Raw genomic sequence first — 22,776 nt, 5'->3', positions numbered from 1 at the left:
TTTGAGGTTGCAGATAAAGCTGACGTGGTTTGAAGAGATTTTCGAAGAGTATCAGTAAATACTTTTATTCTGTTCTATCCATGAAACCAACATACTTACGTTTCAATAGGTAACCTTCCAATTGCTTGATTCCTTCGATACCTGTAGAGATAATGATCAAGAGACTTGTTCCACCAAAGGCAACAACATCAGAAAGACCAAATACATCTTTAGCTGCAATCGGCAAAATGGAAATCACACCAAGGAAGAGGGAACCAACCGTTGCAAGACGACGAAGAAGTTTAGACATATATTCTTCTGTACCTTTACCAGGACGAACTCCATGGATATAGGCACCGCTCTTTTGTAGGTTCTCTGCCGCTTTTTCAGGATTAATCTGTACAAACGTATAGAAGAATGTAAAGAGAATAATCAATAAAGCATACATAGCAATACCAGTTGGAGAAGTGGTTGCCAACATCTCTTGTGCTACCCTTACCCAAGCCCAATCATGACCTGTGGCGCTTAAAAACTGAAGAATAGCCGCAGGCGCTGCAGTAATGGAACTGGCAAAGATAACAGGGATAACTCCAGCAGGGTTTACCTTCAATGGAAGGTAAGAGCTAGATGGAGCACCTTGTGCAACCTTAGTATATTGGATTGGAATTTTGTATTCTGCTTGTTGAACATAAGTTGTAAAGTAAATGATCAACAATACAGTAATAATCAAAATGATTACGAAAATGATAGATGAAGTGATACGGCTACTTGGGACGTTCACAAAGTAGTCCACATAGATGCCCTGAATCATCTCTGGAATTGAGGCAACAATCCCGGCAAAGATAATCATAGAAACACCATTTCCGTATCCCTTATCTGTAATTTGCTCTCCCAACCAAGTGACAATCATACTACCAGCTGTTAAGATGATACCAATCGTCAGAAAAACTTGGGGAGTTAAAGCAGTTTTAATCAATTGAGCTCCAGCCAAGGTATTAAAACCAGCTGTAATCCCGATAGATTGCACAAAGGCTAGACCAAGGGCAATATAACGAGTAGCTTGGTTCAATTTTCTTCGACCTACTTCCCCTTGTTTTCCCCACTCTACAAATTTCGGTAAAATATCCATTTGTAAGAGTTGGACAACGATAGAAGCAGTAATATAGGGACTAACTCCTAGGGCAAAAATCGAAAAGTTTTTTAGGGCATTCCCCGACACCAAGCTCAACATGTTTAAGAAGGATAATCCACTTAAAGCATTCAAGCTATTGGCATTCACACCAGGAACTGTAATGCTAGTTCCGATACGAAAGACCAAAACGATAAAAATTGTAAATAAAATTTTTGATCGAACCTGCTTGACTTTAAGAGCTTCTCTTAATAATTTAAAAAACATAGGTCACCTCTCTTAGATGACTTCTACTGAACCACCTTTAGCAGTGATAGCTTCTTCAGCTGATTTAGAGAATTTAGCTGCTTTCACAGTCAATTTCTTAATCAACTCACCGTTACCAAGAATTTTAATACCTGACTTTTCAGCTTTAACAATTCCTGCTTCGATAAGAACAACTGGAGTTACTTCAGCACCATCTTCAAAGACGTTCAATTGGTCAAGGTTCACAATTGCGTATTCTTTAGCGTTGATGTTAGTGAATCCACGTTTTGGAAGACGACGGAACAATGGAGTTTGTCCACCTTCAAAACCAAGGCGAACTCCGCCACCGCTACGAGCTTTTTGACCTTTTTGACCACGACCAGATGTTTTACCGTTACCTGATGAAGTACCACGACCAACGCGGTTACGTACTTTACGAGAACCTTCTGCAGGTTTCAATTCATGAAGTTTCATTTTTATTTTCTCCTCTTTTGTAAAATGCTAGCGCCGATAAGGGAGAAAAGGTTGTCTCCCCCATCAACTCGCCTATACGACGTCATCCTAGATGACTATATCTAGTTTTAGGGGATGGTATAGTGCACATCCCCTAAAAATTCATTAGTTTACTTCTTCAACTGTTACCAAGTGAGATACTGCAGTGATCATACCACGGATAGCAGCGTTATCTTCTTTAATAACAGAGCTGTTCAATTTGCCAAGTCCAAGTGCTACAACAGTTTTACGTTGTGATGGAATGCGTCCGATTGGAGACTTAGTCAAAGTAATTTTAATTTGAGCCATTTTATCCCCTTTCTTATGCCAAATCAGAAACTGAAATACCACGAAGGGCAGCAACTTCTTCAGCGCGTTTCAATTGTTTCAAACCTTCAACAGTTGCACGAACAATGTTGATTGGAGTGTTAGAACCAAGTGATTTAGATGTAATATCTGCCACACCTGCCAATTCCACAACGGCACGAACTGCACCACCAGCGGCAACTCCAGAACCTTCTACAGCAGGTTTCAACAATACTTTAGCTCCACCGAATTCTGAAAGAACTTCGTGTGGGATTGTTGTTCCAACCATAGGAACTTCGATCAAGTTTTTCTTAGCATCATCTACTGCTTTACGGATTGCTTCTGGAACTTCTTGAGCTTTACCAGTACCAAATCCTACGCGACCGTTGTGGTCACCAACAACAACAAGAGCTGCGAAACGAAGACGACGTCCACCTTTAACAACTTTTGTAACACGATTGACAGCAACTACGCGTTCTTCTAATTCAACTGCATTGTCTTTAAATGCCATTTTCTAGTGTCCTCCTATTAGAATTTCAATCCGTTTTCACGAGCTGCATCAGCCAAAGCTTTCACACGTCCGTGATATAGATATCCACCGCGGTCGAACACCACTTCTGAAATACCTTTAGCGTTTGCACGTTCTGCAACGAGTTTACCGACAGCAACAGCTTGTTCAGTTTTAGTTCCTTTTGAAACTTCTTTGTCAAGAGTTGAAGCACTTGCGAGCGTTACACCCGCTACGTCATCAATCACTTGAGCGTAGATGCCTGTATTAGAACGGAATACGTTCAAACGTGGGCGATCAGCAGTTCCAGAGAGTTTTCCGCGAACGCGACGGTGGCGTTTTTGGCGGAGTTTGTTTTTATCTGGTTTTGAAATCACAGTTTTCACCTCTTTAGTTTTAAATCGTGTGCTATGCACAAAGTTGGAAAATAGGTTGGTGGTTGAGAATCAACCACTCAACATTATTTACCTGTTTTACCTTCTTTACGGCGAACGAATTCACCAACGTAACGGATACCTTTACCTTTATATGGTTCTGGTGAACGAAGGCTACGTACGTAAGCAGCTGTTTGTCCAACTACTTCTTTTGAAATTCCGCTAACAACGATTGTTGTTGGGTTTGGAAGTTCAAAAGTAATTCCTTCTGGAGCTTCAACTTCGTCTGGGTGAGATTTACCAACAGCCAAAACAAGTTTAGATCCTTGAAGTTGTGCACGGTAACCAACCCCACGCATTTCAAGTTCTTTCTTGAATCCTTCTGATACACCAACAACCATGTTGTTCAAAAGGGCACGAGTAGTTCCGTGGATAGTTTTCATTTCTTTTGAATCGTTTGGACGGTGAAGGGTTACTTCAGTACCTTCCACACGGATTTCAATATCTTTTGAGAACTCACGAGTAAGTTCTCCTTTAGGTCCTTTTACAGTTACAAGGTTGTCATTGTTAGTGAGTTCAACACCAGCAGGCAACACGATAACTTTATTACCAATACGTGACATGTTTATTTTCTCCTGTTAAATTGTCAGGCCAGAACGGCCAGTTTTCACGGGGTTCAGATACTTATTTAGTTCAAGAGCTGAACTGAACACGCTCTAACGAGCTTTGTATCTTGATTTGAGTTCGAGCTAAGAATTTGGTGAAAAAGATAAGTTTGTCTTGGAGCATCGCTCCTGCTACAAACTTCCTATTTTCACTGCATTCTTTTAACGCTCTCACATCATCAATTACCAAACGTAAGCGATAACCTCGCCACCAACATTCTTTTGGCGTGCTTCTTTATCAGTAAGCAAACCTTCAGAAGTTGAAAGGATAGCAATTCCAAGTCCGTTAAGAACTTTTGGAAGGTCTTCACGTTTTTTGTAGACACGAAGTCCTGGTTTAGAAATACGTTTCAAGTTAGTGATAACTTTTTCACCGTTTGGTCCGTATTTAAGAAATACACGGATGATGCCTTGTTTGTCATCTTCGATGATTTCAACGTTTTTTACAAAACCTTCGCGTTTAAGGATTTCAGCAATCCCTTTTTTGATGTTTGATGCAGGTACTTCAAGTACTTCGTGTTTAGCTTGGTTAGCGTTACGAATACGAGTTAGGAAGTCTGCGATTGGGTCAGTCATAACCATTTTGTTTTTCTCCTCTTACTAGTAGTTTGCAAGTTGCACTTGCTAGTTAATACATGATACAAAGAGCGTAACAGCAAGAGCAAAAATAGGCAATTTGATGCAGGAGCGATGCTCCAAAGAAAATTGGTCTTTTTTTGCCAAAGCTGTAGCTCGTGTTCAAATTGGCTAGCCCAACTGAACCCGGGCTAAACTCTGTGTGAAAAAGATAAACTTTCCTAGAAACCTCAGTTTCTTCGTCAAGTTTCCTATTTTCACTTAGAGTTTTGACGCCCTTGATATCTTAAATTACCAAGATGCTTTTGTTACACCAGGAATTTGACCTTTATGCGCAAGTTCGCGAAAAGCGATACGACTCAGACCAAATTTGCGGTAAACTGAATGTGGGCGCCCCGTAACTCTACAACGATTATGTAAACGAGTCGGTGAGGCGTTGCGAGGTAATTTAGATAAACCTTCATAGTCCCCTGCTGCCTTTAATGCAGCACGTTTTTCAGCATAACGGTCAACAATTTTTTGGCGTTTAGCCTCTCTAGCTACCATTGATTTTTTAGCCATTAGATTTACCTCCTATATTATTTTGCAAAAGGCATTCCAAGGCCTGTAAGCAATGCACGTGACTCTTCGTCAGTGTTAGCAGTTGTTACGATAACAATGTCAAGACCACGAGTTTTGTCAACGTCATCGAAGTTGATTTCTGGGAAAATCAATTGTTCTTTCACACCAAGTGTATAGTTTCCGCGTCCATCAAATGATTTTGTTGGAACACCGTGGAAGTCACGTACACGTGGAAGTGAAACTGAAACCAATTTATCCAAGAATTCGTACATCCGTTCACCACGAAGGGTAACTTTTGCACCGATCGCAACACCTTCACGAAGACGGAAGCCGGCGATTGATTTTTTAGCTTTAGTGATAAGTGGTTTTTGACCTGAGATAAGTGCCAATTCTTCAGCAGCTTTTTCAAGGCTTTTAGCGTTTGATACAGCTTCACCAACACCCATGTTCAAAACGATCTTATCTACTTTAGGCACAGCCATCACTGATGAGTAGTTGAATTGTTCTGTCAAAGCAGGAACTACTTCATTAAGATATTTTTCTTTTAAACGATTTGCCATTATACTTCTCCTTTCCTTCGTGATTAATCAAGCACTTCGCCTGATTTTTTGTTGTAGCGAACTTTTTTACCGTCTACAAATTTGTAACCAACACGACCAGCTACACCATTTTTGTCCAAAACTTGAACGTTTGATACATGGATAGCTGCTTCTTTCTCGATGATACCACCTTGAGGAAGCTCGTTAGTTGGACGTTGGTGTTTCTTAACAATGTTAACACCTTCAACGATAACTTTGTTTACTTTTGGAAGGGCAGTAAGGACAACAGCTTCTGTTCCCTTATCTTTACCAGCGATTACGCGAACTTTGTCGCCTTTTTTTACAAACATTAGGTTTCTCCTTGATTTTTCTTACGCCCATAAGGGCACCCTAGCTTGAAGCTAGGGGACTAGTTTGTTTGTTTTTGCTCTTCGAAAATCAAAGCAATCCTTCGTCAGTTTCAACTCACCTAACTTAAGTTATGCTTTCGTTTTACTTCCTAGACTTGTTTTAATTTTCTTTGAGCAACCAATTAAAGTACTTCTGGAGCAAGTGACACGATCTTCATGAAGCCACCTTCACGCAATTCACGTGCAACTGGGCCAAAGATACGTGTTCCGCGAGGAGTTTTGTCTTCACGGATGATAACTGCTGCGTTTTCGTCAAATTTGATGTATGAACCATCAGCACGACGAGCACCTGATTTAGTACGAACGATAACTGCTTTAACAACGTCACCTTTTTTAACCGCACCACCAGGAGTAGCTTGTTTTACAGATGCCACAATAACATCACCGATGTTTGCAAATTTACGTCCTGAACCACCAAGAACTTTGATAGTCAAGATTTCGCGAGCACCGCTGTTGTCTGCGACTTTCAAACGAGTTTCTGTTTGAATCATTTCAGTTTTCTCCTTTCAGGTTTGATTAGATGATGACCGCTTCTTCAACAACTTCTACAAGACGGAAACGTTTTGTAGCTGAAAGCGGACGAGTTTCCATGATACGTACGATATCGCCTTCTTTGGCAACATTGTTTTCATCATGAGCTTTGTATTTTTTAGAGTAGTTAATACGTTTACCATAGACTGGGTGGTTACGTTTTGTTTCAACTACAACTGTGATTGTCTTGTCCATTTTGTCAGATACAACACGTCCAACAAGAACTTTACGATTATTGCGTTCCATTGAAATTTCTCCTTCCCTAGTCTATTATTTCGCTTCAGATTGAACTGTTTTGATACGAGCGATTTGTTTTTTAACTTCTTTCAAGCGAGCTGTTTGTTCCAATTGACCAGTAGCAGCTTGGAAACGAAGTTCAAACAATTCTTTTTTCAATTCGTTTTCGCGCTTCGCGAGTTCTTCTTGAGAAAGACCACGAAGTTCTTTAACAAATTCTTTTACTTCATTAAGTTTCATGCCTTCTCCTTATTCTGCTTCACGTTTTACGAATTTACATTTAACTGGCAATTTGTGGCTAGCAAGACGAAGCGCTTCGCGTGCGATCTCTTCAGATACACCAGCAATTTCGAACATCACTTTACCACGTTTAACTGGTGCTACCCAACCTTCAGGTGCCCCTTTACCAGATCCCATACGCACACCGATAGCTTTAGCAGTGTATGATTTGTGTGGGAAGATTTTAATCCAAACTTTACCACCACGTTTCATGTAACGAGTCATGGCGATACGAGCAGCTTCGATTTGGCGGTTAGTGATCCAGTGGCTAGTTGTAGCTTGAAGACCGTATTCACCGAATGCTACTTCTTTTCCACCTTTTGCTTCACCGCGCATTTTTCCACGGAATTCACGACGGTGTTTAACACGTTTAGGTACTAACATTGGTTATTTACCTCCTTTAGTGTTTTTGCGAGCTGGAAGAACTTCACCACGGTAAATCCATACTTTAACACCAAGTTTACCGTATGTAGTATCTGCTTCTTCCCAAGCGTAATCGATATCTGCACGAAGTGTGTGAAGTGGAACAGTTCCTTCAGAGTATCCTTCAGCACGGGCGATATCTGCACCGTTCAAGCGACCTGATACTTGAGTTTTAATTCCTTTAGCTCCAGCACGCATTGCACGTTGGATTGCTTGTTTTTGTGCACGACGGAAAGCAACACGTTGCTCCAATTGACGAGCAATTCCTTCACCTACAAGGTGAGCATCCAAATCAGGTTGTTTGATTTCGATGATGTTGATGTGTACTTGTTTTCCAGTCAATTTGTTAAGTTTTGCACGGAGTGCATCAACGTTAGCACCACCTTTACCGATAACCATACCTGGTTTAGCAGTGTGAAGTGAAACGTTAACTTTGTTTACTGCGCGTTCGATTTCGATAGTTGAAACTGCTGCGTCAGCAAGTTCTTTTTGAACGAATTTACGGATTGCAAGATCTTCATGAAGGTAATCCGCGTATTCTTTTTCAGCATACCATTTGGCATCCCAATCACGGATGATGCCGACACGCATACCAATTGGATGTACTTTTTGACCCACGATTTTACCTCCTTATTTTTCTGCAACAGCTACAGTGATGTGAGCTGTACGTTTGTTGATTGGTGAAGCTGAACCTTTCGCACGTGGACGGAAACGTTTCATAGTTGGTCCTTCGTTTGCGAATGCTTCAGATACTACCAAGTTAGCTTTATCCAAACCAAAGTTGTTTTCAGCGTTAGCTACAGCTGAGTTCAAAACTTTCAAGATGATTTCAGCAGCTTTGTTTGGAGTGAATGTCAAGATTGCGATTGCATCGGCTACGCTTTTACCACGGATGTTATCAAGAACAAGACGTGATTTACGAGGTGAAACACGTACTGTACGAGCCATTGCTTTAGCTGAAGTAATTTCTGCCATTTATGTTCTCCTTATTTTCTACGTGTTTTCTTGTCGTCTGCAGCGTGACCTTTGTAAGTACGAGTTGGTGCAAACTCACCAAGTTTGTGACCTACCATGTCTTCTTGGATGTAAACAGGTACGTGTTTACGTCCGTCATAAACTGCAATAGTGTAACCAATGAAACTTGGGAAGATCGTTGAACGACGTGACCAAGTTTTAATAACTTTTTTCTTTTCGTCGTTAGCTTGAGCTTCAACTTTTTTCATCAAATGCTCATCGACGAAAGGTCCTTTTTTAAGACTGCGTCCCATTTTTATATTTTCTCCTTTAAATGTTGTACCACAGCGGCTTGCGCTCACATGGAGCGCTACCGAGCTGGCGGATTTACTAGTTGCTTAAGCGACTAGTTTAATATTATTTCTCGTTGCGACGACGAACGATAAGTTTGTCAGATTTCGCTTTCTTATTACGAGTTTTAAGACCAAGAGCAGGTTTGCCCCATGGAGTAGATGGTGCTTTACGACCAACTGGTGCTTTACCTTCACCACCACCGTGTGGGTGATCGTTAGGGTTCATTACAGAACCACGAACTGTTGGGCGGATACCTTTCCAACGGCTACGTCCCGCTTTACCAAGGTTTACAAGTCCGTGTTGTTCGTTTCCGACAACACCAACTGTAGCACGGCAAGTTCCAAGAATCATACGAACTTCACCTGATTGAAGACGAACAAGAACGTATTTACCTTCAGAACCCAATACTTGAGCAGATGCACCAGCAGCACGTACCAATTCACCACCACGACCTGGTTTCAACTCGATGTTGTGGATCAAAGTACCAACTGGAATGTTAGCAAGTGGAAGAGCGTTTCCGACTTTGATATCTGCTTCTGGACCTGAAACGATACGTTGACCTACTTCAAGACCTTTTGGAGCGATGATGTATGCTTTCACACCGTCAGTGTAGTGTACAAGAGCGATGTTTGCAGAACGGTTTGGATCGTACTCGATTGTTTTAACAACTGCTTCAACGTTGTCTTTGTTACGTTTGAAGTCAACCAAACGGTAGAAACGTTTGTGTCCACCACCTTGGTGACGAACTGTGATACGACCGTTGTTGTTACGACCAGCCTTGCTCTTCAAAGCAACAAGCAATGATTTTTCAGGAGTGCTTGTTGTGATTTCAGCGAAATCCAAAGAAGTCATATTACGGCGACCGTTTGTTGTTGGTTTATAAACACGAATTCCCACGATATTTCCTCCTTAGATTATTCAGCTTCAGCAGCAAACAACTCGATTGCTTTTGAATCAGCTGTAAGTGTGATGATAGCTTTTTTAGTTTTGTTAGTAAAACCAGTGTAACGTCCAACACGTTTAGCTTTTGGTTTTACGTTGATTGTGTTAACATTGGCAACTTTAACACCTTCGAAAGCAGCTTCAACAGCTTGCTTGATCAAAAGTTTGTGTGCACGAGTGTCAACTTCAAATACATATTTGCCTGCTTCAAGTTGAGCCATTGAGCTTTCAGTGATGACAGGTTTTTTGATAACATCATACAAATTCATTATGCAAGAACCTCCTCGATTTTAGAGATAGCTGCTTGTGTGACAAGAAGTTTGTCGCTATTTGCGATGTCAAGAACACTTGCAGTTGTAGCAGTTGCAACTTTCACGTTTGGAAGGTTACGAGCTGAAAGAGCTGCGAATTCATTTCCTTCTTCAAGGATAACAAGAACTTTAGAATCGATGCTCAATGCTGCAAGAACTTTTGCAAATTCAGCAGTTTTTGGAGCTGTAAATTCAAGAGAATCAACGGCTACAAATTTGTTTTCAGCAACTTTTTCAGAGTAAACTGATTTAAGAGCTAGGCGACGAACTTTTTGTGGAAGTTTGTAGCCATATGAACGTGGAGTTGGTCCGAAGACAACACCACCACCACGCCATTGTGGTGAGCGGATAGAACCTTGACGAGCACGTCCAGTTCCTTTTTGACGCCATGGTTTGCGTCCACCACCTGATACTGCAGAGCGGTTTTTAACAGCGTGTGTTCCTTGACGAAGGCTTGCGCGTTGGCTGATGATTACATCAAACACAACAGATTGGTTTGGTTCGATACCAAAGATTGCATCGTTAAGAACAACTTCGCCCGCTTGTTTACCAGTTTGGTCGAATAATGTTACATTTGCCATTTTGACTGTATTCCCCTTTCCTTATTATTTACCAGCTTTAACTGCTGACTTGATAGTGATAAGAGATTTCTTAGCACCTGGTACGTTACCTTTGATAAGGATAACGTTCTTTTCTGGAACAACTTGTACAACTTCAAGGTTTTGAATTGTTACGCGGTCGCCACCCATACGTCCTGCAAGGTTTTTACCTTTGAATACGCGGTTAGGTGCAACAGGTCCCATAGAACCTGGACGACGGTGGTAACGAGAACCGTGAGCCATTGGTCCACGTGATTGTCCGTGGCGTTTGATAACACCTTGGAAACCTTTACCTTTAGAAGTACCAGTTACGTCAACAACGTCTCCAGCTGCGAATGTTTCAACTGTGATTTCAGCACCAACTTCCAAGCCTTCAACGTTTTTGAATTCACGAATGAAGCGCTTAGGAGCCGTGTTAGCTTTCGCTACATGTCCTTTAGCAGGTTTGTTGCTCAATACTTCGCGTTTGTCATCGAAACCAACTTGGATAGCGTTGTATCCGTCTGTTTCAACAGTTTTAACTTGAAGAACAACGTTTGGAGTTGCTTCAATAACTGTTACAGGGATCAATTCGCCAGCTTCAGTGAAGATTTGAGTCATTCCCACTTTTTTCCCTAAGATTCCTTTTGTCATGAGAAAATAGTTCCTTTTCTATATTTTTTATTCAAAAAGTTTTTAACGAGCGTTTTTTATGCTCAAGTCTAAGATACAAAGGGCGTCAAACTCAAAGTAAAAATAGAAAACTGACGCAGTGTCTAGCAGGCACTAGGAAGTTTATCTTTTCCACACCGAGTTTAGCCCGTGTTCAATTAGATTGAAACACCAGCCTCTGCTCTTTTATATTTTAGATTAAAGTTTGATTTCTACGTTTACACCACTTGGAAGATCCAATTTCATCAAAGCATCAACTGTTTTTTGAGTTGGGTTAACGATATCGATCAAACGTTTGTGTGTACGCATTTCAAATTGTTCGCGAGAGTCTTTATATTTGTGAGTCGCACGAATGATTGTGTAGAGGCTACGTTCAGTTGGAAGTGGGATTGGACCCGCAACTTGTGCACCTGTACGAGTAGCTGATTCTACGATTTTTGCAGCCGCTGTGTCAAGCGTACGGTGTTCGTAAGCTTTCAAACGGATACGGATTTTTTTGTTTGCCATCTTTTTCTCCTTTTCGTCTATTTAAGATAATAGGCTAGCTCCACAAGAAAACCGACGCGGTGTTGCGTGGCAATGCAACCGAGCGTGTCGCAACCTCTTGCATCAAAGCTAAGGCTGTAATTTACAGCACCATAATAGAATAACACAAAGCCCCTGCGATTGCAAGGGATTTGTTAGGTTTTTTTCGTTTTTTTACGATGAAACTGTTTTCCTATTTTTCTTTTTAAAATTAGGGATTTTCTTCTATATAAACTGACTCCTCTTGACCTCAAATTTACCTTCTGATTGGTCCACTAAGACATCCGCCTTAGACTCAGTTTCTTTATAGTATCGCAGATACTGCTCCCGTCTCATCTGATGGCTAGCCAATATAAAGGATGCATCGCGATTTCTCACAGTCGTATCTCTAGCAAGGCGTCGCTTTAATTCGGTCTCCTCATCCGTGTAGAAACAGATGGTTTTGTCAAAGAGTTCTTTGGGTAAAAAACCAACAGACATCCCTTCGACAATCAGAATTGGCTTTTCTCCAGACAAGACCTCACTAGCCTTCCAAGGTTCTTCAATTGTTAAGATATCCATGCCAGCCTTTAAAGCGAGAATGTCTCTTTCTAAACTTACCAGTTCATGAGCCACAGGTAAACAAGCGGTCACTTTTTGGTCTGGAGTCTCCTTTGGTACCACTAAATGACGATTTGAAGCAATGTAAGGATCGGTTTCCAATAAGTTTACCTTTGCAGAATCTAGGGTTTGGTACAATTCCTGTGCAAAGGTTGATTTACCTGAAGCTCCATGACCGTATATTCCCAGTGTTTTGACTTTTCCAGCTTCTATTTCTGAAACCAGTTGTTTTATCAGGTCTTTTTTCTTCATTCTCTCTTCACCTGTTCATAGCCTTCTTTCCCGTCATTGAGCTTATCCCAAATCACTACTTGCCCACTTTTGAGCGATTTTTGTACATCGATAATTCGTTGATTGGACGAACCTCGAAACTGAAGCATGAGATTTCTCTTAGTTCGATCGTATCGTCCATCGACAAGAATGTCAATCAATGATAAGAGTTCCAGTTTATCTGGAGTTTCCAACATCATTTCTTCCCAAGTGTAGCCGGTCCAGGACCAGATGTCCTTGTCTGGCAATTCCTTCCGAATCCGCTTAGCAAGTGGCAAGAGAATCCCCGTATTGAGGAAGGGCTCCCCTCCTAGCAAGGTCAATCCTTGAACATAAGGTTGAGCAAGGTCTGCCATAATCTGCTCTTCTAATTCTGCTGTATAGGGAATACCAGCATTGAAAGACCAAGTCGCAACATTATAACATCCCTCGCAGTGAAACATGCAACCTGATACATAGAGAGAGTTACGCACACCTTCTCCATCTACAAAGTTAAAGGCCTTGTAGTCGATGATACACCCTTGACTGAGTTCCTCGCTTTTCCATTCTTGTGGTTTTGGATTATTCATTCGCTACCTCTATCCAATAACGCTCTACACCATTGCGAACATCCTCAATGAGACCTCCATTTGATAGAATAACTACTCTGCTAGCAGGATTATTCACGCTACAGGTCACTAGAGCTTTCTTAATGTTCTTTTCCTTAGCAACTTGCAAGCCCTGACGGAGAGTCTCTTTTGCATAACCCTTGCCTCTTTCAGATGGACGGATGGAGTAGCCAATGTGGCCAGCATAATTCAGTAACCCCTCATTCAGTCTCAATCGCAGATTCAAAAATCCTAGAGCACGACCTACATCATCAAATGATACAAATTGAATAGAAGGAACACGATTTTCAGGCAAGTTTATTCCCATTTCTTTTTGCATATTTGTTTCCAACCATTCTTCATACACAAAGTTCTCCGTATCCCAAAATCCTCCATCATGGGCTGATTGGCTCTTTTCAAACTCTGTCATCATCTCTAAAACTGTTTCTTTATCTGCTAATCTTGGTCTTCGTAGTTCCATCCTTACCTCCCACTAAGAGAAAAGCGAGAGCTGACTCTCACTTTTATTTCTTCTTATTCTTATTTAAAAATTGTTCTCTGAGGTTGAGCAAGCGTTCTTTTTTACCAGCTCCACCTTTAGAGTGTTTCTCGTGATAACGGGTCACTTGTGCGCGCCCCTTATCGTCTAATTGATATTTTCCCATGTTTTCCTTTTCTAATGCTTCAATTCATTGTATTGATTATAAATAGTTTCATACTCATCTGCCATTTTACGGTCAAGCTCTTTAAATACTTTATCATCCGAATATTTTAACTCATGAATATCAAATTTATTATATACTTTGTATTTTTCAAATAATTCTTTTCCTTGATGTGAGTTTTTCATTGCCACTAAATACAATTGAAATGATTCATTATATTCCGCTAATATGTAAAAGTAACGATAATAACCAATTTGCTCCTTTGCTTCAATCGATGTGGCTAAAGGTGCCGAATGAATAATCTTACTTCCATCCTCCTCTCGAATTTCATCTGAAAAATATAAATTAACTTCACCGTTTTGGAGCTCCTCTCTTTTAAAAAGAAGATACGGACGTTTCGAACTACCGCTTTGAATGACATTTCCATTCTTAGATAGCAGTTTTAATTGTTGAACACCATTTAATTCACGAATATTTATATTATAGTTTAACGTCTTATCTACAATCGTAAGCCCTTCAAACCCCATTATTGTAGCTGGAGCATGCAACTTAGGGGGAGTCGTCTCTATATCTGTAATCTCAATTCCATATTCTTTTCTAGCTACATTATTCGCCTCTTTTGAAAGACTATTTGCCTGTTCTGCTATAGTATTAGCCACCTTGCTTAATTGATTCGATTGAGCACTGATGGAAATCCCCATAAAACCAATTACAAACGTCTCTACTACAAACCGATAATTACTTTTTATCCAACATAATACTCTTCTTATCATCTAATTGATATTTTCCCATTTCATTTCTTTCTAATTTGTTACTTGATGACCAGCCATTTTAATCGTTGAGCCATTCATGTGTTTGACACGCGCTGCAATTTCCTTGTGACGCCCATTGACCATAGGTCTCGCTTGAGGATTACCTAAATAGCCACAAGTCCGTTTAACAACGTCTACTGTTTTAGGGTCGCTATTGCCACAGTTAGGACAAGCAAAGCCCCTCTCAGTTGGTTCAAAATCCCCTTCAAAGTCACACTTATAGCAACGGTCTATTGGAGTATTGGTCCCAAGATAGCCCACACGGTCATAGGCATAATCCCAGACAGCTTCCAGAGCCTTAGGATTTTGCTGGAGGACTGGATACTCACAATAATGGATGAAACCACCTGACGCACCTGCTTCTGGATAGACTTTCTCAAAGTCCAATTTTTCAAACGGCGTTGGATTTTTACGAACATCGTAGTGGAAAGAGTTAGTGTAGTATTCCTTATCTGTAATATCAGGAATAGAACCAAACTTCTCTGTATCTAGTCTACAGAAACGATCTGTCAAACTTTCAGACGGTGTTGAGTAGATAGAGAAATGATAGCCATATTGGTCAGACCACTCTTCTACCCGGCGTTTCATATCTCGAATAATGTCTAGCGTGAATTCCTTGGCTTCTGGATTGTGTTCCCAGCTATTTCCAAAGAAGACTGTCGCTACCTCGTACAAACCGATGTAACCCAGCGAAACGGTTGCGCGACGATTCTTAAAGAGCTGGTCAACACTTTCTTCTTTACCTAGACGATGGCCAAAAGCACCGTATTGATAAAGGATAGGAGCATTGGCTGGCGTCGCCTCTTTCGTGCGTTCGACACGGTAAACAAGAGCATCTTCAGCGATATTCATTCGCTCGTTGAAGATTTCCCAGAACTTATTCATGTCGCCCTCAGACTCAAGAGCAATACGAGGTAGGTTAACTGTCACAACACCAAGGTTCATGCGACCTGAATTGACTTCTACACCATTTTCATCCTTCCATCCTTGAAGGAACGAACGGCAACCCATAGGAACTTTGAAAGAACCTGTCAACTCAACAATCTTATCATAGGACAAAACATCTGGGTACATCCGTTTGGTTGCGCACTCTAGGGCCAACTGCTTGATGTCGTAGTTGGGAGTCCCTTCTTCCAAGTTAAGACCTCTTTTCAGCGTAAAGATGAGCTTAGGGAAGATGGCTGTACGATGCTCCGAACCAAGTCCCTTAATGCGAATGTTTAAAATTGCCTTTTGAATTTCTCGCTCAAAACGACTAGTTCCTAGACCAAAACCTAGCGAAGTAAAGGGTGTTTGGCCATTTGAAGTGAAGAGAGTATTGATTTCATACTCGAGTGATTGCATAGCATCGTAGATGTCTTTTTGGGTTTTCTTCCAGGCATAATCTTCTCGTTTTTCAGGCAAAACCCATTCTTCTGCATCTTTGAGGTGTTTTTGGTAGTTCTTCTCTGCATAAGGCGCCAAAACTTCATCGATACGGTCAGCTGAACAGCCCCCATACTGGCTAGAAGCAACGTTGGCGATGATTTGCGAAATCTGAGCCGTTGCAGTCTGGATAGACTTGGGACTTTCTACCTCTGCATTCCCAATCTTAAAACCATTTTCCAACATCCCCTTGAAATCAATCAAACAGCAGTTGGTCATAGGTGTATAGGGACTGTAGTCCAAATCGTGATAGTGGATATCCCCCTTTTGGTGGGCATTGGCTACGTGCTTAGGAAGCATTTGCAGTCCGATTGACTTTCCAACAATCCCTGCTGTCAAATCACGCTGGGTGTTAAAAACATCGCTATCTTTATTGGCATTTTCATTGACAACTGCCTGGTCTTTGTTGAGCAGCTTATGGATACTAAAGTTGATATCCGTCGCTTTCGAGCGCTCAAAATCCCTCTGTGTCCGATAAGTGATATACTCCTCAGCTAGCGCATATTCTTTGGCTTCGAGGAGTTCATGCTCTACGATATTTTGAATTTCGTAAATCTTAACTCCCTGTGGAAAGCGACTATGAATTTCTGTGACAATTCGCTCGGTCAGAGCATTGAGGCGTTTTTCGACCAAGGGTGTCACATCCATAACCTTGTCTGCCGCCTTGTGGAGAGCCTTGTCAATCTTGTCCACATCAAATACAACACGTCTCCCATCTCGTTTCTCGACAAAGAGAGTTGGCAAAATTGTAATTTTTTCTTCTAGTGCAATCATATGCATGCTCTTTTCTAAAATGTTCTTTCTAAAAAGTATTATACCACTCTAAAAAGAAAAATCAATATCTTGTGGTAAAAATCATAAAATTTTTAAAAATACACAAGATATTGATTTGGTTATTTGATTTTATAGACTTTAAACTCTGAGTAATCCGTCTTTACTTGTTGGTAATTTTCTTTCAAGATTGTTTCCACTTCAGACCAGACTGGCACCTTGTCATTTACCACAATCACCTTGGGTTGTTTTTCTTTCAAGTCATTAAGTAACTTATTCCGATTTCCCTCAGTTGCTGTATAGTGCACGGGAGACAAAATCGCCGATGGCGACAAGCGCTCACTCTTACGATAAAGAGTCGCAGTATCATCCCATGCATAGATAGCATCTTCCGTATTTGTCTCCTCTTTTACCAAATCAGCAAGACGATTACGTTCTTGATAAGGTACCGGATAAAGGACTAACTTCATCAAAAAAGGAATAGACAAAAGATAGACAAGCCCTAAAACTGGCAGATATAGATTTCCTTTGAAGAAACGACTCCATAGACTAACTGGCGTTTCTCTTCGTCTTCGTCTAACACTACGCCCCCTCTGTTGACTCTTAATATTGGTTACCAATAAAAGTAGAAAAACAGGAAAGACGACCATCAAATAAGAAGCGTGCAGAGGCTCCTGTGAAAAGAAAAGTAAAATCAAACCTAAAATTGTCACAAGACTTGCAGGAACCGAAATGACGTATAGTTTAGAGGGTTTGGATTGAAAGAGACCTAAAAAGATACAAACCACAAATCCCAAACCAAGGGACAACAAGCCATAAAAAGCCATATTCTCTAAAATTTTAGAAGTGAAATCAAAGCGAATACTGTCAATGGGATAGCGAATACCACTAATGGCATCCCCAAAACTTCCTGTTGCAACACTATAGTAGGCAGTTGGATAAAAGACAAGTGAAAAACCTAAAGCCACTGCAAGAAACTGATAAAACCCATGCACAAAGCGTCTATGCCCAAGGTTAAAGACCAACAAGCCTAAACTCACTACAGCAATAAACAGGAGCGATGATAAGGGAGCAAAGAAAAATCCGCCTGCCAAAGCTAGCCCAATCCGTACAAATCCCTTATCATGACTTGGATTGCTTAGGTAAGCCGCAACTAAACTAAAGGCTGCGAATAAGAAAGGAAGCGCTAAAAGAGTCGCATAGCCTCCACCAAAAGCAAGACCTGTAACTAGCATGTAAAAAATAGTCACCACTTGTCCAGCTTGGTCTCCTTGCTCTGTCAATGTGTCTGCCGATCGAAAGAGGAAAAATCCTCCTGCTACCAAGGCTAACCACTCAAAGATGGCAAAGAAAAATCCGCCCTGAGTCACATAAGTCAGCAAATAATAAAGCAAACCTTGACTTCCATAATAGTCGCTGTAAATCTTCCCTGTCTGATGAAGCGCCCAACCTGCATAAAAATCCTGCACTTCTTGTGCACTCATTAAATCGAGTAATAGCGGTACTCCTAGAGTTATCCCCGTTACAAGCGTACTCCATAGTAAAATTTTTACCAAAGGAAGACGACTTGATTCACGATGATGCAATTCTTGTTTGATTTGGTATTCTAGAGGTTCACGATTCTCCTGATGAACTTCTTCTACTCTACCATACACACTCATATCGTTTCTCCTATTCAATTTATCTGTCTTAGTATATCAAAAAGTCCTAGGATTGTCAGCTTGCGATGGCTGTTTGAGTGATTTTTTGCATAGTTTCACAAAGGTTTCAATTTCCCGAAAGCGGTGTAAATGTGTCTGTTTAAATGACATGATATAATCCAATTCTTTCTGAATCAGCATCGTCCCTCCCTATATCTTTCTATTCGTAAAAAGCAAGAAAAAGAGGACTGGTTTGTGTCCTCAGTCCTAGACTTCTTATAAGATTGGAGCGAATAACTGGGCGATTTCTTTTACAAGTTTTTGATACCAGCTCGTTTTGATAGAATGAGGATAGACTTCCTGAGAATCTGCAAATATATTTTGAAAATCTCGGGCTATTTCCATTATAGAAGGAGTTTTATAGAGTAAGACTGCATTTTCATAATGGTGTACCAAGCTTCGGTAGTCGAGATTGATTGTCCCCACCACCGCAAAATCTTCGTCTACCAACATCTGCTTGCTATGAATAAAACCTGGACTATACTCATAAATTCGAACACCAGCAGAAAGAAGGTCTGGATAAGCGCCTCTTGTGACTAACTGAATGAACTTCTTATCTGGTATGTAAGGGGTGACAATCCGAACATCAACTCCTCTCATAGCAGCATTTTTGATTGTCTCCGTTAAATCGTAGTCTATGATCAAATAAGGTGTCGTAATATAGACCGATTCCGTTGCTTGATTGATCAAACTCTGATAAACCTTTTTCCCTACCTGCGTTCGAAAAATTGGCTTTGGTCCACTTCCGTATGGAATGGTTAAACCGTCACTCGGGATAGAATGATTTTCTAAATGATATTGATCAAAATCACTAATCTCTCCTCGATTGATGTACCAAGTGGTCAAAAATAAGCGTGTCAGGGTTTTTACTGCTAGCCCGTCTAAGCGAATTCCACTATCCTTCCAATAACCAAATCTCTCGACGTGGTTAATGTACTCATCTGCCAGATTGACCCCACCAGTATAGGCTATCTGACCATCAACAATCAATATTTTTCTATGATCTCTGTTATTATAGGCCACTGTCAAACGAGGAATAACTTTATTGAATTTATGGGCCTCGATGCCTAGCTGACGAAGTCGATGTGCATAATCTCCTGTTAAAGTAGCCATACAGCCAATATCGTCATAGAGCAGTTTAACTTCAATGCCTTGAGCAACTTTTTGCTCCAAGATTTCTAAAATACGATTCCACATCAAACCTTCTTCTATAATGTAATATTCCAAGAAGATAAATTTCTCAGCCTTTTTGAGATCTTCTACCATCTTTTTCCACATAGCTTCTCCGTTAGGAAAAAATGTAGAGGCAGTTTGATCATAGACATCAGCATTGGTATCCATACTCAATAAGGACTTAATGACGCCATATGCCGCCTTGTCACTTTCTTTTAATTCCTCTTTTAGTAGCTGGCTATTTGCTTCTTGGAAATGCATGGAGCCTAGCTTCTTCAGTTGTTTGATTTCTTTTTTGGACAATCGCCTCTCACCAAACATCAGATAGAGCAAGGGGCCAAATACTGGCACAAAGGCTACTAATAACCAGGTTACCTTATTCTCAGGAGTCGTATTACGGTTGACTATCGAAATGATTGTGATGATACTCAGTAGAATGAGGACAGTAATCCATAAAATGGGGGCCATGCGCCCTAAATAAAGAAAGAGACCAAAAACCAGACAAAGTTCAAGTAGCATAATCGAAAGACTAAAGCCATACTTGGACATCAATAATTGAAATTTTCTATATTTCATATCCCCTCCTTGATATTTTGAATGCTAAAAACAAGTAATTGATACTAGTATAACTCAGGTATTCGACAGAAGGCAAGTATTTATAATTATTTTCTAAGCAAAAGTAAAAAGGCTGAAAAATCCAGCCCTTCCTACTTGCATAGTCTTATTTAGTTAAAACGATTTGGTCCGATGGGTCTCTATCCATATCGTCTACGACGATTTGATTACCGTTTACAGTGTAAATTTTGACATCATCACCAATAATCATGCGTTGATTTGCTGCATCAAATGTGACCTGTTTGACTTTCTGATCCCCGTCAGATTCGAGCTCAGTCCATGTACCAGTCGTTCCAGTTACCACTAAAGTGATACGGTCTCCGTCATCTTGGCCTGTATAAGTCCCATCAATATCAGTCGGTTGAGCCTCAGGTGCATTTTGTGAAGAACTTGTTGCTACCTGGTTTGTATTTTCTGTAGACGATGAAGCAGCAGGTTGTGATTGCTGAGTTTGTTATATTTGTGCTTGAGCTGCTGGTTGTTGAATCTGTTGAGCTCTTTGTGAACAAGCTACTACGAGACTAAGACTTGCTAGAGAAGCAAGAGAAAGTGTGAATCTTGTTAATTTCATGATGGATTTCCTTTCTACTACCAATTTAGAGAAATTTTCTCTAACCAGCAATTCCCCTAGTATAACAAGTTCAAAAAAGGTGGTCAATTTATCTGTTCATGCCCCAGCAGGTAGCCCCGTACTTCTGAGATAAAATAGAGAGACCCTGTAATGAATAACAAATCCTGAGCATCTGTTCTTTCTTCAAAATCGCTGATAAATTCTCGGTAAGAAGAAACTATATCGTAACCTGTCACATCCCTTTCGTCCAAAGCTCCCTGATAATCAAAGCCAGTTACCTTGAGTTCCACCTGAGGCAAATTCTCAGTCAGATAACCTAACATCCCTTGATAATCCTTCCGTTTCAAGGACCCAAAGAGGATTTGAGGACGATAGGCTTCCTGCTCTTTTTCTTTGATAAACTCAACCAAGCGAGTCAAGGCAGGGAGGTTATGAGCACCGTCCAAATAAATCTGAGGACAAATACGCTCCAAACGACCAGCCCAATAGGTTTTCGCTAAAGCCTGTCTTACAGCCTGTTCATCAACAGTTTCCTTTCTTTCTCCCATAAAAAGAAGAAACGTTTGCAACGCCAAGGCTGCATTTTCCTGCTGATAAGCTCCTTCTAAACCTATTTTCAACTGTGACAGGTTAACCAAAGAGCTTGAAAAATCCCCATTCAGCATTGAAAAATCTTGACCTGCCTGATAAAGGTCAACAGCTAAAGATTCGGCTTTTTTCTGACAGACAAGCCTAGCTTCTGGAGCCAATTTCGCAATCACTGCCTTCTTACCAGCCTTGAAAATACCAGCTTTCTGCTCTGCGATTGCTTCCAGACTATCACCCAAGGTCTCCTGATGGTCGAGCCCGATGGAGGTGATGACAGCAAGCTCTCCAGTTACCACATTGGTCGTGTCAAGTAAGCCACCAATTCCCACTTCTAGTAAAACCAAATCCACCTCTTGCTCCCTAAAATAAAGAAAAGCAATCAAGGTCAGCAATTCAAAAAAGGACAACTGATCATGGGTTTGCAGAAGCGTTTTCTCCATCTCCTTGACCTGCTCGGCCAAACGGATGAAGTCTGTGTCTGCTATAGGTTGCCCATTAATGCAGATTCGGTCATTGATGGATACGATATGAGGAGAGGTAAAGGTCGCGACTTTTTTGCCATGTCCCATAAATAACTCCCTCATAAAAGCAATGGTAGATCCTTTCCCATTAGTCCCTGTTACGTGGATAATAGGGTAAGACTGCTCAGGATTTCCTAACAAATCCACCGCTTGCTGTATTCGGCCCAAACCTGATCGAAAATTCAAACCAATCCGACTATGGAGCCATTCTTCTACTTCAAACATACACATCTCCTTGATAAATGTCTAATCAATTATCTAGCAAAATTCCGTAGATAACAAAAAATGAGGTCAGGATTTTCGTCCCGACCTCTTCCCTGGTTAGCTAATCACTAGCAACTATGAATATTAACTTGGACTAAAAACATCCCCTGGATGTTCCAACTCTTCCCCATTTCTGGGAGTTGGGCTGATACAGTTCCCCAGATTTACCAGTTCTCTCTTATTTAAAGGAACTGGGGTAAAAACATCCACTGGACATTCCAACTCTTCCCCATTTCTGGGAGTTGGGCTGATACAGTCTCCCAGACTACCTGCGTTTCTAATTTCTAGCGCAGGGCTAAAAACGTCCCCCGGACGTTTTTACTCCTCCATAAAGCTGTTGAAGACTTCTTCAATCATGTTCCATTCGTCTTCTGAGTCTTCTGGGATTGGTTGCAATTCGCCTTCTGTTCCATCTTCGTTTTCGATGAATGAGTAAGCTTGGATTTCAACTTGTCCGTCTTCGTCTTCTTCTGCGTTAACTGGTACTAGAAGAACATAGTTTTTACCAAATTCTTCTTTTCCGTCAATGGTCAAAAGGATTTCAAACAAGGTTTCATTTCCTTGCTCATCTACTAGTGTAATTAATTCACGTTCTTCGTGGTCGTGGTTATGATCGTGTGACATAG

32 protein-coding genes and 1 pseudogene are annotated in these 22,776 nt (G+C 40.9%); all 33 read right to left on the bottom strand.

Annotated elements, in window-relative coordinates:
• Positions 1-64: 64 nt before the first annotated feature.
• The 33 genes and pseudogenes from secY to HT701_RS08495 all read right to left on the bottom strand — a co-directional run bounded on the left by secY (position 65) and on the right by HT701_RS08495 (position 22,774).
• Entirely contained in the window at positions 65-1,375 is a 1,311-nt protein-coding gene (gene secY / locus HT701_RS08655) for a preprotein translocase subunit SecY (RefSeq protein WP_000465393.1), read from the bottom strand.
• 12 nt (positions 1,376-1,387) lie between these two features.
• The gene (gene rplO / locus HT701_RS08650) at positions 1,388-1,828 is read right to left on the bottom strand and encodes a 50S ribosomal protein L15 (RefSeq protein WP_000766086.1); all 441 of its coding nucleotides are present in this window, start codon (positions 1,826-1,828) and stop codon (positions 1,388-1,390) included.
• Positions 1,829-1,972: 144 nt separating this feature from the next.
• Positions 1,973-2,155: a 50S ribosomal protein L30 gene (gene rpmD / locus HT701_RS08645; protein ID WP_000057241.1), complete on the bottom strand. Its 183-nt coding sequence runs from the start codon at positions 2,153-2,155 to the stop codon at positions 1,973-1,975.
• A 13-nt stretch (positions 2,156-2,168) separates the two neighbouring features.
• Complete coding sequence (gene rpsE, locus HT701_RS08640; RefSeq protein ID WP_000874202.1) at positions 2,169-2,663, bottom strand: 30S ribosomal protein S5; 495 nt, start codon at positions 2,661-2,663, stop codon at positions 2,169-2,171.
• 17 nt (positions 2,664-2,680) lie between these two features.
• Positions 2,681-3,037, bottom strand: coding sequence for a 50S ribosomal protein L18 (gene rplR / locus HT701_RS08635; protein WP_000624044.1), 357 nt, complete (start codon positions 3,035-3,037; stop codon positions 2,681-2,683).
• Between the two features lie 83 nt (positions 3,038-3,120).
• Positions 3,121-3,657: a 50S ribosomal protein L6 gene (gene rplF / locus HT701_RS08630; RefSeq protein WP_000086635.1), complete on the bottom strand. Its 537-nt coding sequence runs from the start codon at positions 3,655-3,657 to the stop codon at positions 3,121-3,123.
• Between the two features lie 225 nt (positions 3,658-3,882).
• Positions 3,883-4,281, bottom strand: a complete 399-nt coding sequence (gene rpsH / locus HT701_RS08625; RefSeq protein WP_000245503.1) for a 30S ribosomal protein S8 — start codon at positions 4,279-4,281, stop codon at positions 3,883-3,885.
• 285 nt (positions 4,282-4,566) lie between these two features.
• The gene (rpsN, locus tag HT701_RS08620) at positions 4,567-4,836 is read right to left on the bottom strand and encodes a 30S ribosomal protein S14 (protein ID WP_001085703.1); all 270 of its coding nucleotides are present in this window, start codon (positions 4,834-4,836) and stop codon (positions 4,567-4,569) included.
• Between the two features lie 17 nt (positions 4,837-4,853).
• A complete protein-coding gene (gene rplE, locus HT701_RS08615; protein ID WP_000013542.1) occupies positions 4,854-5,396 on the bottom strand; it encodes a 50S ribosomal protein L5 in 543 nt (180 codons plus the stop codon).
• Between the two features lie 23 nt (positions 5,397-5,419).
• The gene (rplX, locus tag HT701_RS08610; RefSeq protein WP_000497691.1) at positions 5,420-5,725 is read right to left on the bottom strand and encodes a 50S ribosomal protein L24; all 306 of its coding nucleotides are present in this window, start codon (positions 5,723-5,725) and stop codon (positions 5,420-5,422) included.
• 182 nt (positions 5,726-5,907) lie between these two features.
• Complete coding sequence (gene rplN / locus HT701_RS08605; protein WP_000616545.1) at positions 5,908-6,276, bottom strand: 50S ribosomal protein L14; 369 nt, start codon at positions 6,274-6,276, stop codon at positions 5,908-5,910.
• Between the two features lie 25 nt (positions 6,277-6,301).
• Positions 6,302-6,562: a 30S ribosomal protein S17 gene (rpsQ, locus tag HT701_RS08600; RefSeq protein ID WP_000440801.1), complete on the bottom strand. Its 261-nt coding sequence runs from the start codon at positions 6,560-6,562 to the stop codon at positions 6,302-6,304.
• Between the two features lie 24 nt (positions 6,563-6,586).
• Positions 6,587-6,793, bottom strand: coding sequence for a 50S ribosomal protein L29 (gene rpmC / locus HT701_RS08595; RefSeq protein WP_000772918.1), 207 nt, complete (start codon positions 6,791-6,793; stop codon positions 6,587-6,589).
• A gap of 9 nt (positions 6,794-6,802) precedes the next feature.
• Positions 6,803-7,216, bottom strand: a complete 414-nt coding sequence (gene rplP, locus HT701_RS08590) for a 50S ribosomal protein L16 (protein ID WP_000960946.1) — start codon at positions 7,214-7,216, stop codon at positions 6,803-6,805.
• Positions 7,217-7,219: 3 nt separating this feature from the next.
• The gene (gene rpsC, locus HT701_RS08585; RefSeq protein ID WP_000529936.1) at positions 7,220-7,873 is read right to left on the bottom strand and encodes a 30S ribosomal protein S3; all 654 of its coding nucleotides are present in this window, start codon (positions 7,871-7,873) and stop codon (positions 7,220-7,222) included.
• 12 nt (positions 7,874-7,885) lie between these two features.
• Complete coding sequence (gene rplV / locus HT701_RS08580; RefSeq protein ID WP_000818137.1) at positions 7,886-8,230, bottom strand: 50S ribosomal protein L22; 345 nt, start codon at positions 8,228-8,230, stop codon at positions 7,886-7,888.
• Between the two features lie 11 nt (positions 8,231-8,241).
• Positions 8,242-8,523 (bottom strand): 30S ribosomal protein S19, encoded by a 282-nt coding sequence (rpsS, locus tag HT701_RS08575; RefSeq protein WP_000533766.1) that lies wholly within the window; start codon positions 8,521-8,523, stop codon positions 8,242-8,244.
• A gap of 103 nt (positions 8,524-8,626) precedes the next feature.
• Entirely contained in the window at positions 8,627-9,460 is an 834-nt protein-coding gene (gene rplB, locus HT701_RS08570) for a 50S ribosomal protein L2 (protein WP_000512911.1), read from the bottom strand.
• Between the two features lie 17 nt (positions 9,461-9,477).
• The gene (locus HT701_RS08565; protein ID WP_001055347.1) at positions 9,478-9,774 is read right to left on the bottom strand and encodes a 50S ribosomal protein L23; all 297 of its coding nucleotides are present in this window, start codon (positions 9,772-9,774) and stop codon (positions 9,478-9,480) included.
• The gene (gene rplD, locus HT701_RS08560) at positions 9,774-10,397 is read right to left on the bottom strand and encodes a 50S ribosomal protein L4 (RefSeq protein WP_049495518.1); all 624 of its coding nucleotides are present in this window, start codon (positions 10,395-10,397) and stop codon (positions 9,774-9,776) included. The genes HT701_RS08565 and rplD overlap by 1 nt, the downstream gene beginning before the upstream one ends.
• Before the next feature lie 24 nt (positions 10,398-10,421).
• Positions 10,422-11,048, bottom strand: coding sequence for a 50S ribosomal protein L3 (rplC, locus tag HT701_RS08555; protein WP_000160197.1), 627 nt, complete (start codon positions 11,046-11,048; stop codon positions 10,422-10,424).
• Positions 11,049-11,264: 216 nt separating this feature from the next.
• Positions 11,265-11,573, bottom strand: coding sequence for a 30S ribosomal protein S10 (rpsJ, locus tag HT701_RS08550; RefSeq protein ID WP_001284513.1), 309 nt, complete (start codon positions 11,571-11,573; stop codon positions 11,265-11,267).
• Positions 11,574-11,816: 243 nt separating this feature from the next.
• A complete protein-coding gene (locus HT701_RS08545; protein WP_119919655.1) occupies positions 11,817-12,443 on the bottom strand; it encodes a phosphoribulokinase in 627 nt (208 codons plus the stop codon).
• Positions 12,440-13,030 carry an anaerobic ribonucleoside-triphosphate reductase activating protein gene (nrdG, locus tag HT701_RS08540; protein WP_119919654.1) on the bottom strand — a complete coding sequence of 197 codons (591 nt, stop codon included), beginning with the start codon at positions 13,028-13,030 and terminating at the stop codon, positions 12,440-12,442. The genes HT701_RS08545 and nrdG overlap by 4 nt, the downstream gene beginning before the upstream one ends.
• The gene (locus tag HT701_RS08535) at positions 13,023-13,529 is read right to left on the bottom strand and encodes a GNAT family N-acetyltransferase (protein ID WP_138705669.1); all 507 of its coding nucleotides are present in this window, start codon (positions 13,527-13,529) and stop codon (positions 13,023-13,025) included. The genes nrdG and HT701_RS08535 overlap by 8 nt, the downstream gene beginning before the upstream one ends.
• Before the next feature lie 43 nt (positions 13,530-13,572).
• Positions 13,573-13,713 carry a hypothetical protein gene (locus HT701_RS08530; RefSeq protein ID WP_000521618.1) on the bottom strand — a complete coding sequence of 47 codons (141 nt, stop codon included), beginning with the start codon at positions 13,711-13,713 and terminating at the stop codon, positions 13,573-13,575.
• Between the two features lie 11 nt (positions 13,714-13,724).
• The gene (locus tag HT701_RS08525; RefSeq protein WP_138702592.1) at positions 13,725-14,411 is read right to left on the bottom strand and encodes a hypothetical protein; all 687 of its coding nucleotides are present in this window, start codon (positions 14,409-14,411) and stop codon (positions 13,725-13,727) included.
• A gap of 102 nt (positions 14,412-14,513) precedes the next feature.
• Positions 14,514-16,721 (bottom strand): anaerobic ribonucleoside-triphosphate reductase, encoded by a 2,208-nt coding sequence (gene nrdD / locus HT701_RS08520; protein WP_166728068.1) that lies wholly within the window; start codon positions 16,719-16,721, stop codon positions 14,514-14,516.
• 119 nt (positions 16,722-16,840) lie between these two features.
• Positions 16,841-18,379 (bottom strand): damage-inducible protein CinA, encoded by a 1,539-nt coding sequence (locus HT701_RS08515; RefSeq protein WP_138705667.1) that lies wholly within the window; start codon positions 18,377-18,379, stop codon positions 16,841-16,843.
• Between the two features lie 255 nt (positions 18,380-18,634).
• A complete protein-coding gene (cls, locus tag HT701_RS08510; RefSeq protein ID WP_172931427.1) occupies positions 18,635-20,167 on the bottom strand; it encodes a cardiolipin synthase in 1,533 nt (510 codons plus the stop codon).
• A gap of 145 nt (positions 20,168-20,312) precedes the next feature.
• Positions 20,313-20,777 (bottom strand): annotated as a pseudogene (locus HT701_RS08505) (SP_0198 family lipoprotein).
• A gap of 83 nt (positions 20,778-20,860) precedes the next feature.
• Positions 20,861-22,111 (bottom strand): folylpolyglutamate synthase/dihydrofolate synthase family protein, encoded by a 1,251-nt coding sequence (locus tag HT701_RS08500; RefSeq protein WP_166728069.1) that lies wholly within the window; start codon positions 22,109-22,111, stop codon positions 20,861-20,863.
• Between the two features lie 357 nt (positions 22,112-22,468).
• Positions 22,469-22,774, bottom strand: coding sequence for a DUF1292 domain-containing protein (locus tag HT701_RS08495; RefSeq protein WP_000017620.1), 306 nt, complete (start codon positions 22,772-22,774; stop codon positions 22,469-22,471).
• Positions 22,775-22,776: the final 2 nt, after the last annotated feature.

The sequence above is a fragment of the Streptococcus sp. 10824 genome, from assembly GCF_013276595.1.
GTDB lineage: Bacteria > Bacillota > Bacilli > Lactobacillales > Streptococcaceae > Streptococcus > Streptococcus pseudopneumoniae.
This window is presented reverse-complemented; position numbering and strand designations above follow the sequence as displayed.

Bases quoted from the DNA above. Each gene is read 5' to 3' on its own strand.
- secY (WP_000465393.1), bottom strand. From the start codon at position 1,375: ATGTTTTTTAAATTATTAAGAGAAGCTCTTAAAGTCAAGCAGGTTCGA.
- rplO (WP_000766086.1), bottom strand. From the start codon at position 1,828: ATGAAACTTCATGAATTGAAACCTGCAGAAGGTTCTCGTAAAGTACGT.
- rpmD (WP_000057241.1), bottom strand. From the start codon at position 2,155: ATGGCTCAAATTAAAATTACTTTGACTAAGTCTCCAATCGGACGCATT.
- rpsE (WP_000874202.1), bottom strand. From the start codon at position 2,663: ATGGCATTTAAAGACAATGCAGTTGAATTAGAAGAACGCGTAGTTGCT.
- rplF (WP_000086635.1), bottom strand. From the start codon at position 3,657: ATGTCACGTATTGGTAATAAAGTTATCGTGTTGCCTGCTGGTGTTGAA.
- rpsH (WP_000245503.1), bottom strand. From the start codon at position 4,281: ATGGTTATGACTGACCCAATCGCAGACTTCCTAACTCGTATTCGTAAC.
- rpsN (WP_001085703.1), bottom strand. From the start codon at position 4,836: ATGGCTAAAAAATCAATGGTAGCTAGAGAGGCTAAACGCCAAAAAATT.
- rplE (WP_000013542.1), bottom strand. From the start codon at position 5,396: ATGGCAAATCGTTTAAAAGAAAAATATCTTAATGAAGTAGTTCCTGCT.
- rplX (WP_000497691.1), bottom strand. From the start codon at position 5,725: ATGTTTGTAAAAAAAGGCGACAAAGTTCGCGTAATCGCTGGTAAAGAT.
- rplN (WP_000616545.1), bottom strand. From the start codon at position 6,276: ATGATTCAAACAGAAACTCGTTTGAAAGTCGCAGACAACAGCGGTGCT.
- rpsQ (WP_000440801.1), bottom strand. From the start codon at position 6,562: ATGGAACGCAATAATCGTAAAGTTCTTGTTGGACGTGTTGTATCTGAC.
- rpmC (WP_000772918.1), bottom strand. From the start codon at position 6,793: ATGAAACTTAATGAAGTAAAAGAATTTGTTAAAGAACTTCGTGGTCTT.
- rplP (WP_000960946.1), bottom strand. From the start codon at position 7,216: ATGTTAGTACCTAAACGTGTTAAACACCGTCGTGAATTCCGTGGAAAA.
- rplV (WP_000818137.1), bottom strand. From the start codon at position 8,230: ATGGCAGAAATTACTTCAGCTAAAGCAATGGCTCGTACAGTACGTGTT.
- rpsS (WP_000533766.1), bottom strand. From the start codon at position 8,523: ATGGGACGCAGTCTTAAAAAAGGACCTTTCGTCGATGAGCATTTGATG.
- HT701_RS08565 (WP_001055347.1), bottom strand. From the start codon at position 9,774: ATGAATTTGTATGATGTTATCAAAAAACCTGTCATCACTGAAAGCTCA.
- rplD (WP_049495518.1), bottom strand. From the start codon at position 10,397: ATGGCAAATGTAACATTATTCGACCAAACTGGTAAACAAGCGGGCGAA.
- rplC (WP_000160197.1), bottom strand. From the start codon at position 11,048: ATGACAAAAGGAATCTTAGGGAAAAAAGTGGGAATGACTCAAATCTTC.
- rpsJ (WP_001284513.1), bottom strand. From the start codon at position 11,573: ATGGCAAACAAAAAAATCCGTATCCGTTTGAAAGCTTACGAACACCGT.
- HT701_RS08545 (WP_119919655.1), bottom strand. From the start codon at position 12,443: ATGAAGAAAAAAGACCTGATAAAACAACTGGTTTCAGAAATAGAAGCT.
- nrdG (WP_119919654.1), bottom strand. From the start codon at position 13,030: ATGAATAATCCAAAACCACAAGAATGGAAAAGCGAGGAACTCAGTCAA.
- HT701_RS08535 (WP_138705669.1), bottom strand. From the start codon at position 13,529: ATGGAACTACGAAGACCAAGATTAGCAGATAAAGAAACAGTTTTAGAG.
- HT701_RS08530 (WP_000521618.1), bottom strand. From the start codon at position 13,713: ATGGGAAAATATCAATTAGACGATAAGGGGCGCGCACAAGTGACCCGT.
- HT701_RS08525 (WP_138702592.1), bottom strand. From the start codon at position 14,411: ATGGGGATTTCCATCAGTGCTCAATCGAATCAATTAAGCAAGGTGGCT.
- nrdD (WP_166728068.1), bottom strand. From the start codon at position 16,721: ATGATTGCACTAGAAGAAAAAATTACAATTTTGCCAACTCTCTTTGTC.
- HT701_RS08515 (WP_138705667.1), bottom strand. From the start codon at position 18,379: ATGAGTGTGTATGGTAGAGTAGAAGAAGTTCATCAGGAGAATCGTGAA.
- cls (WP_172931427.1), bottom strand. From the start codon at position 20,167: ATGAAATATAGAAAATTTCAATTATTGATGTCCAAGTATGGCTTTAGT.
- HT701_RS08500 (WP_166728069.1), bottom strand. From the start codon at position 22,111: ATGTTTGAAGTAGAAGAATGGCTCCATAGTCGGATTGGTTTGAATTTT.
- HT701_RS08495 (WP_000017620.1), bottom strand. From the start codon at position 22,774: ATGTCACACGATCATAACCACGACCACGAAGAACGTGAATTAATTACA.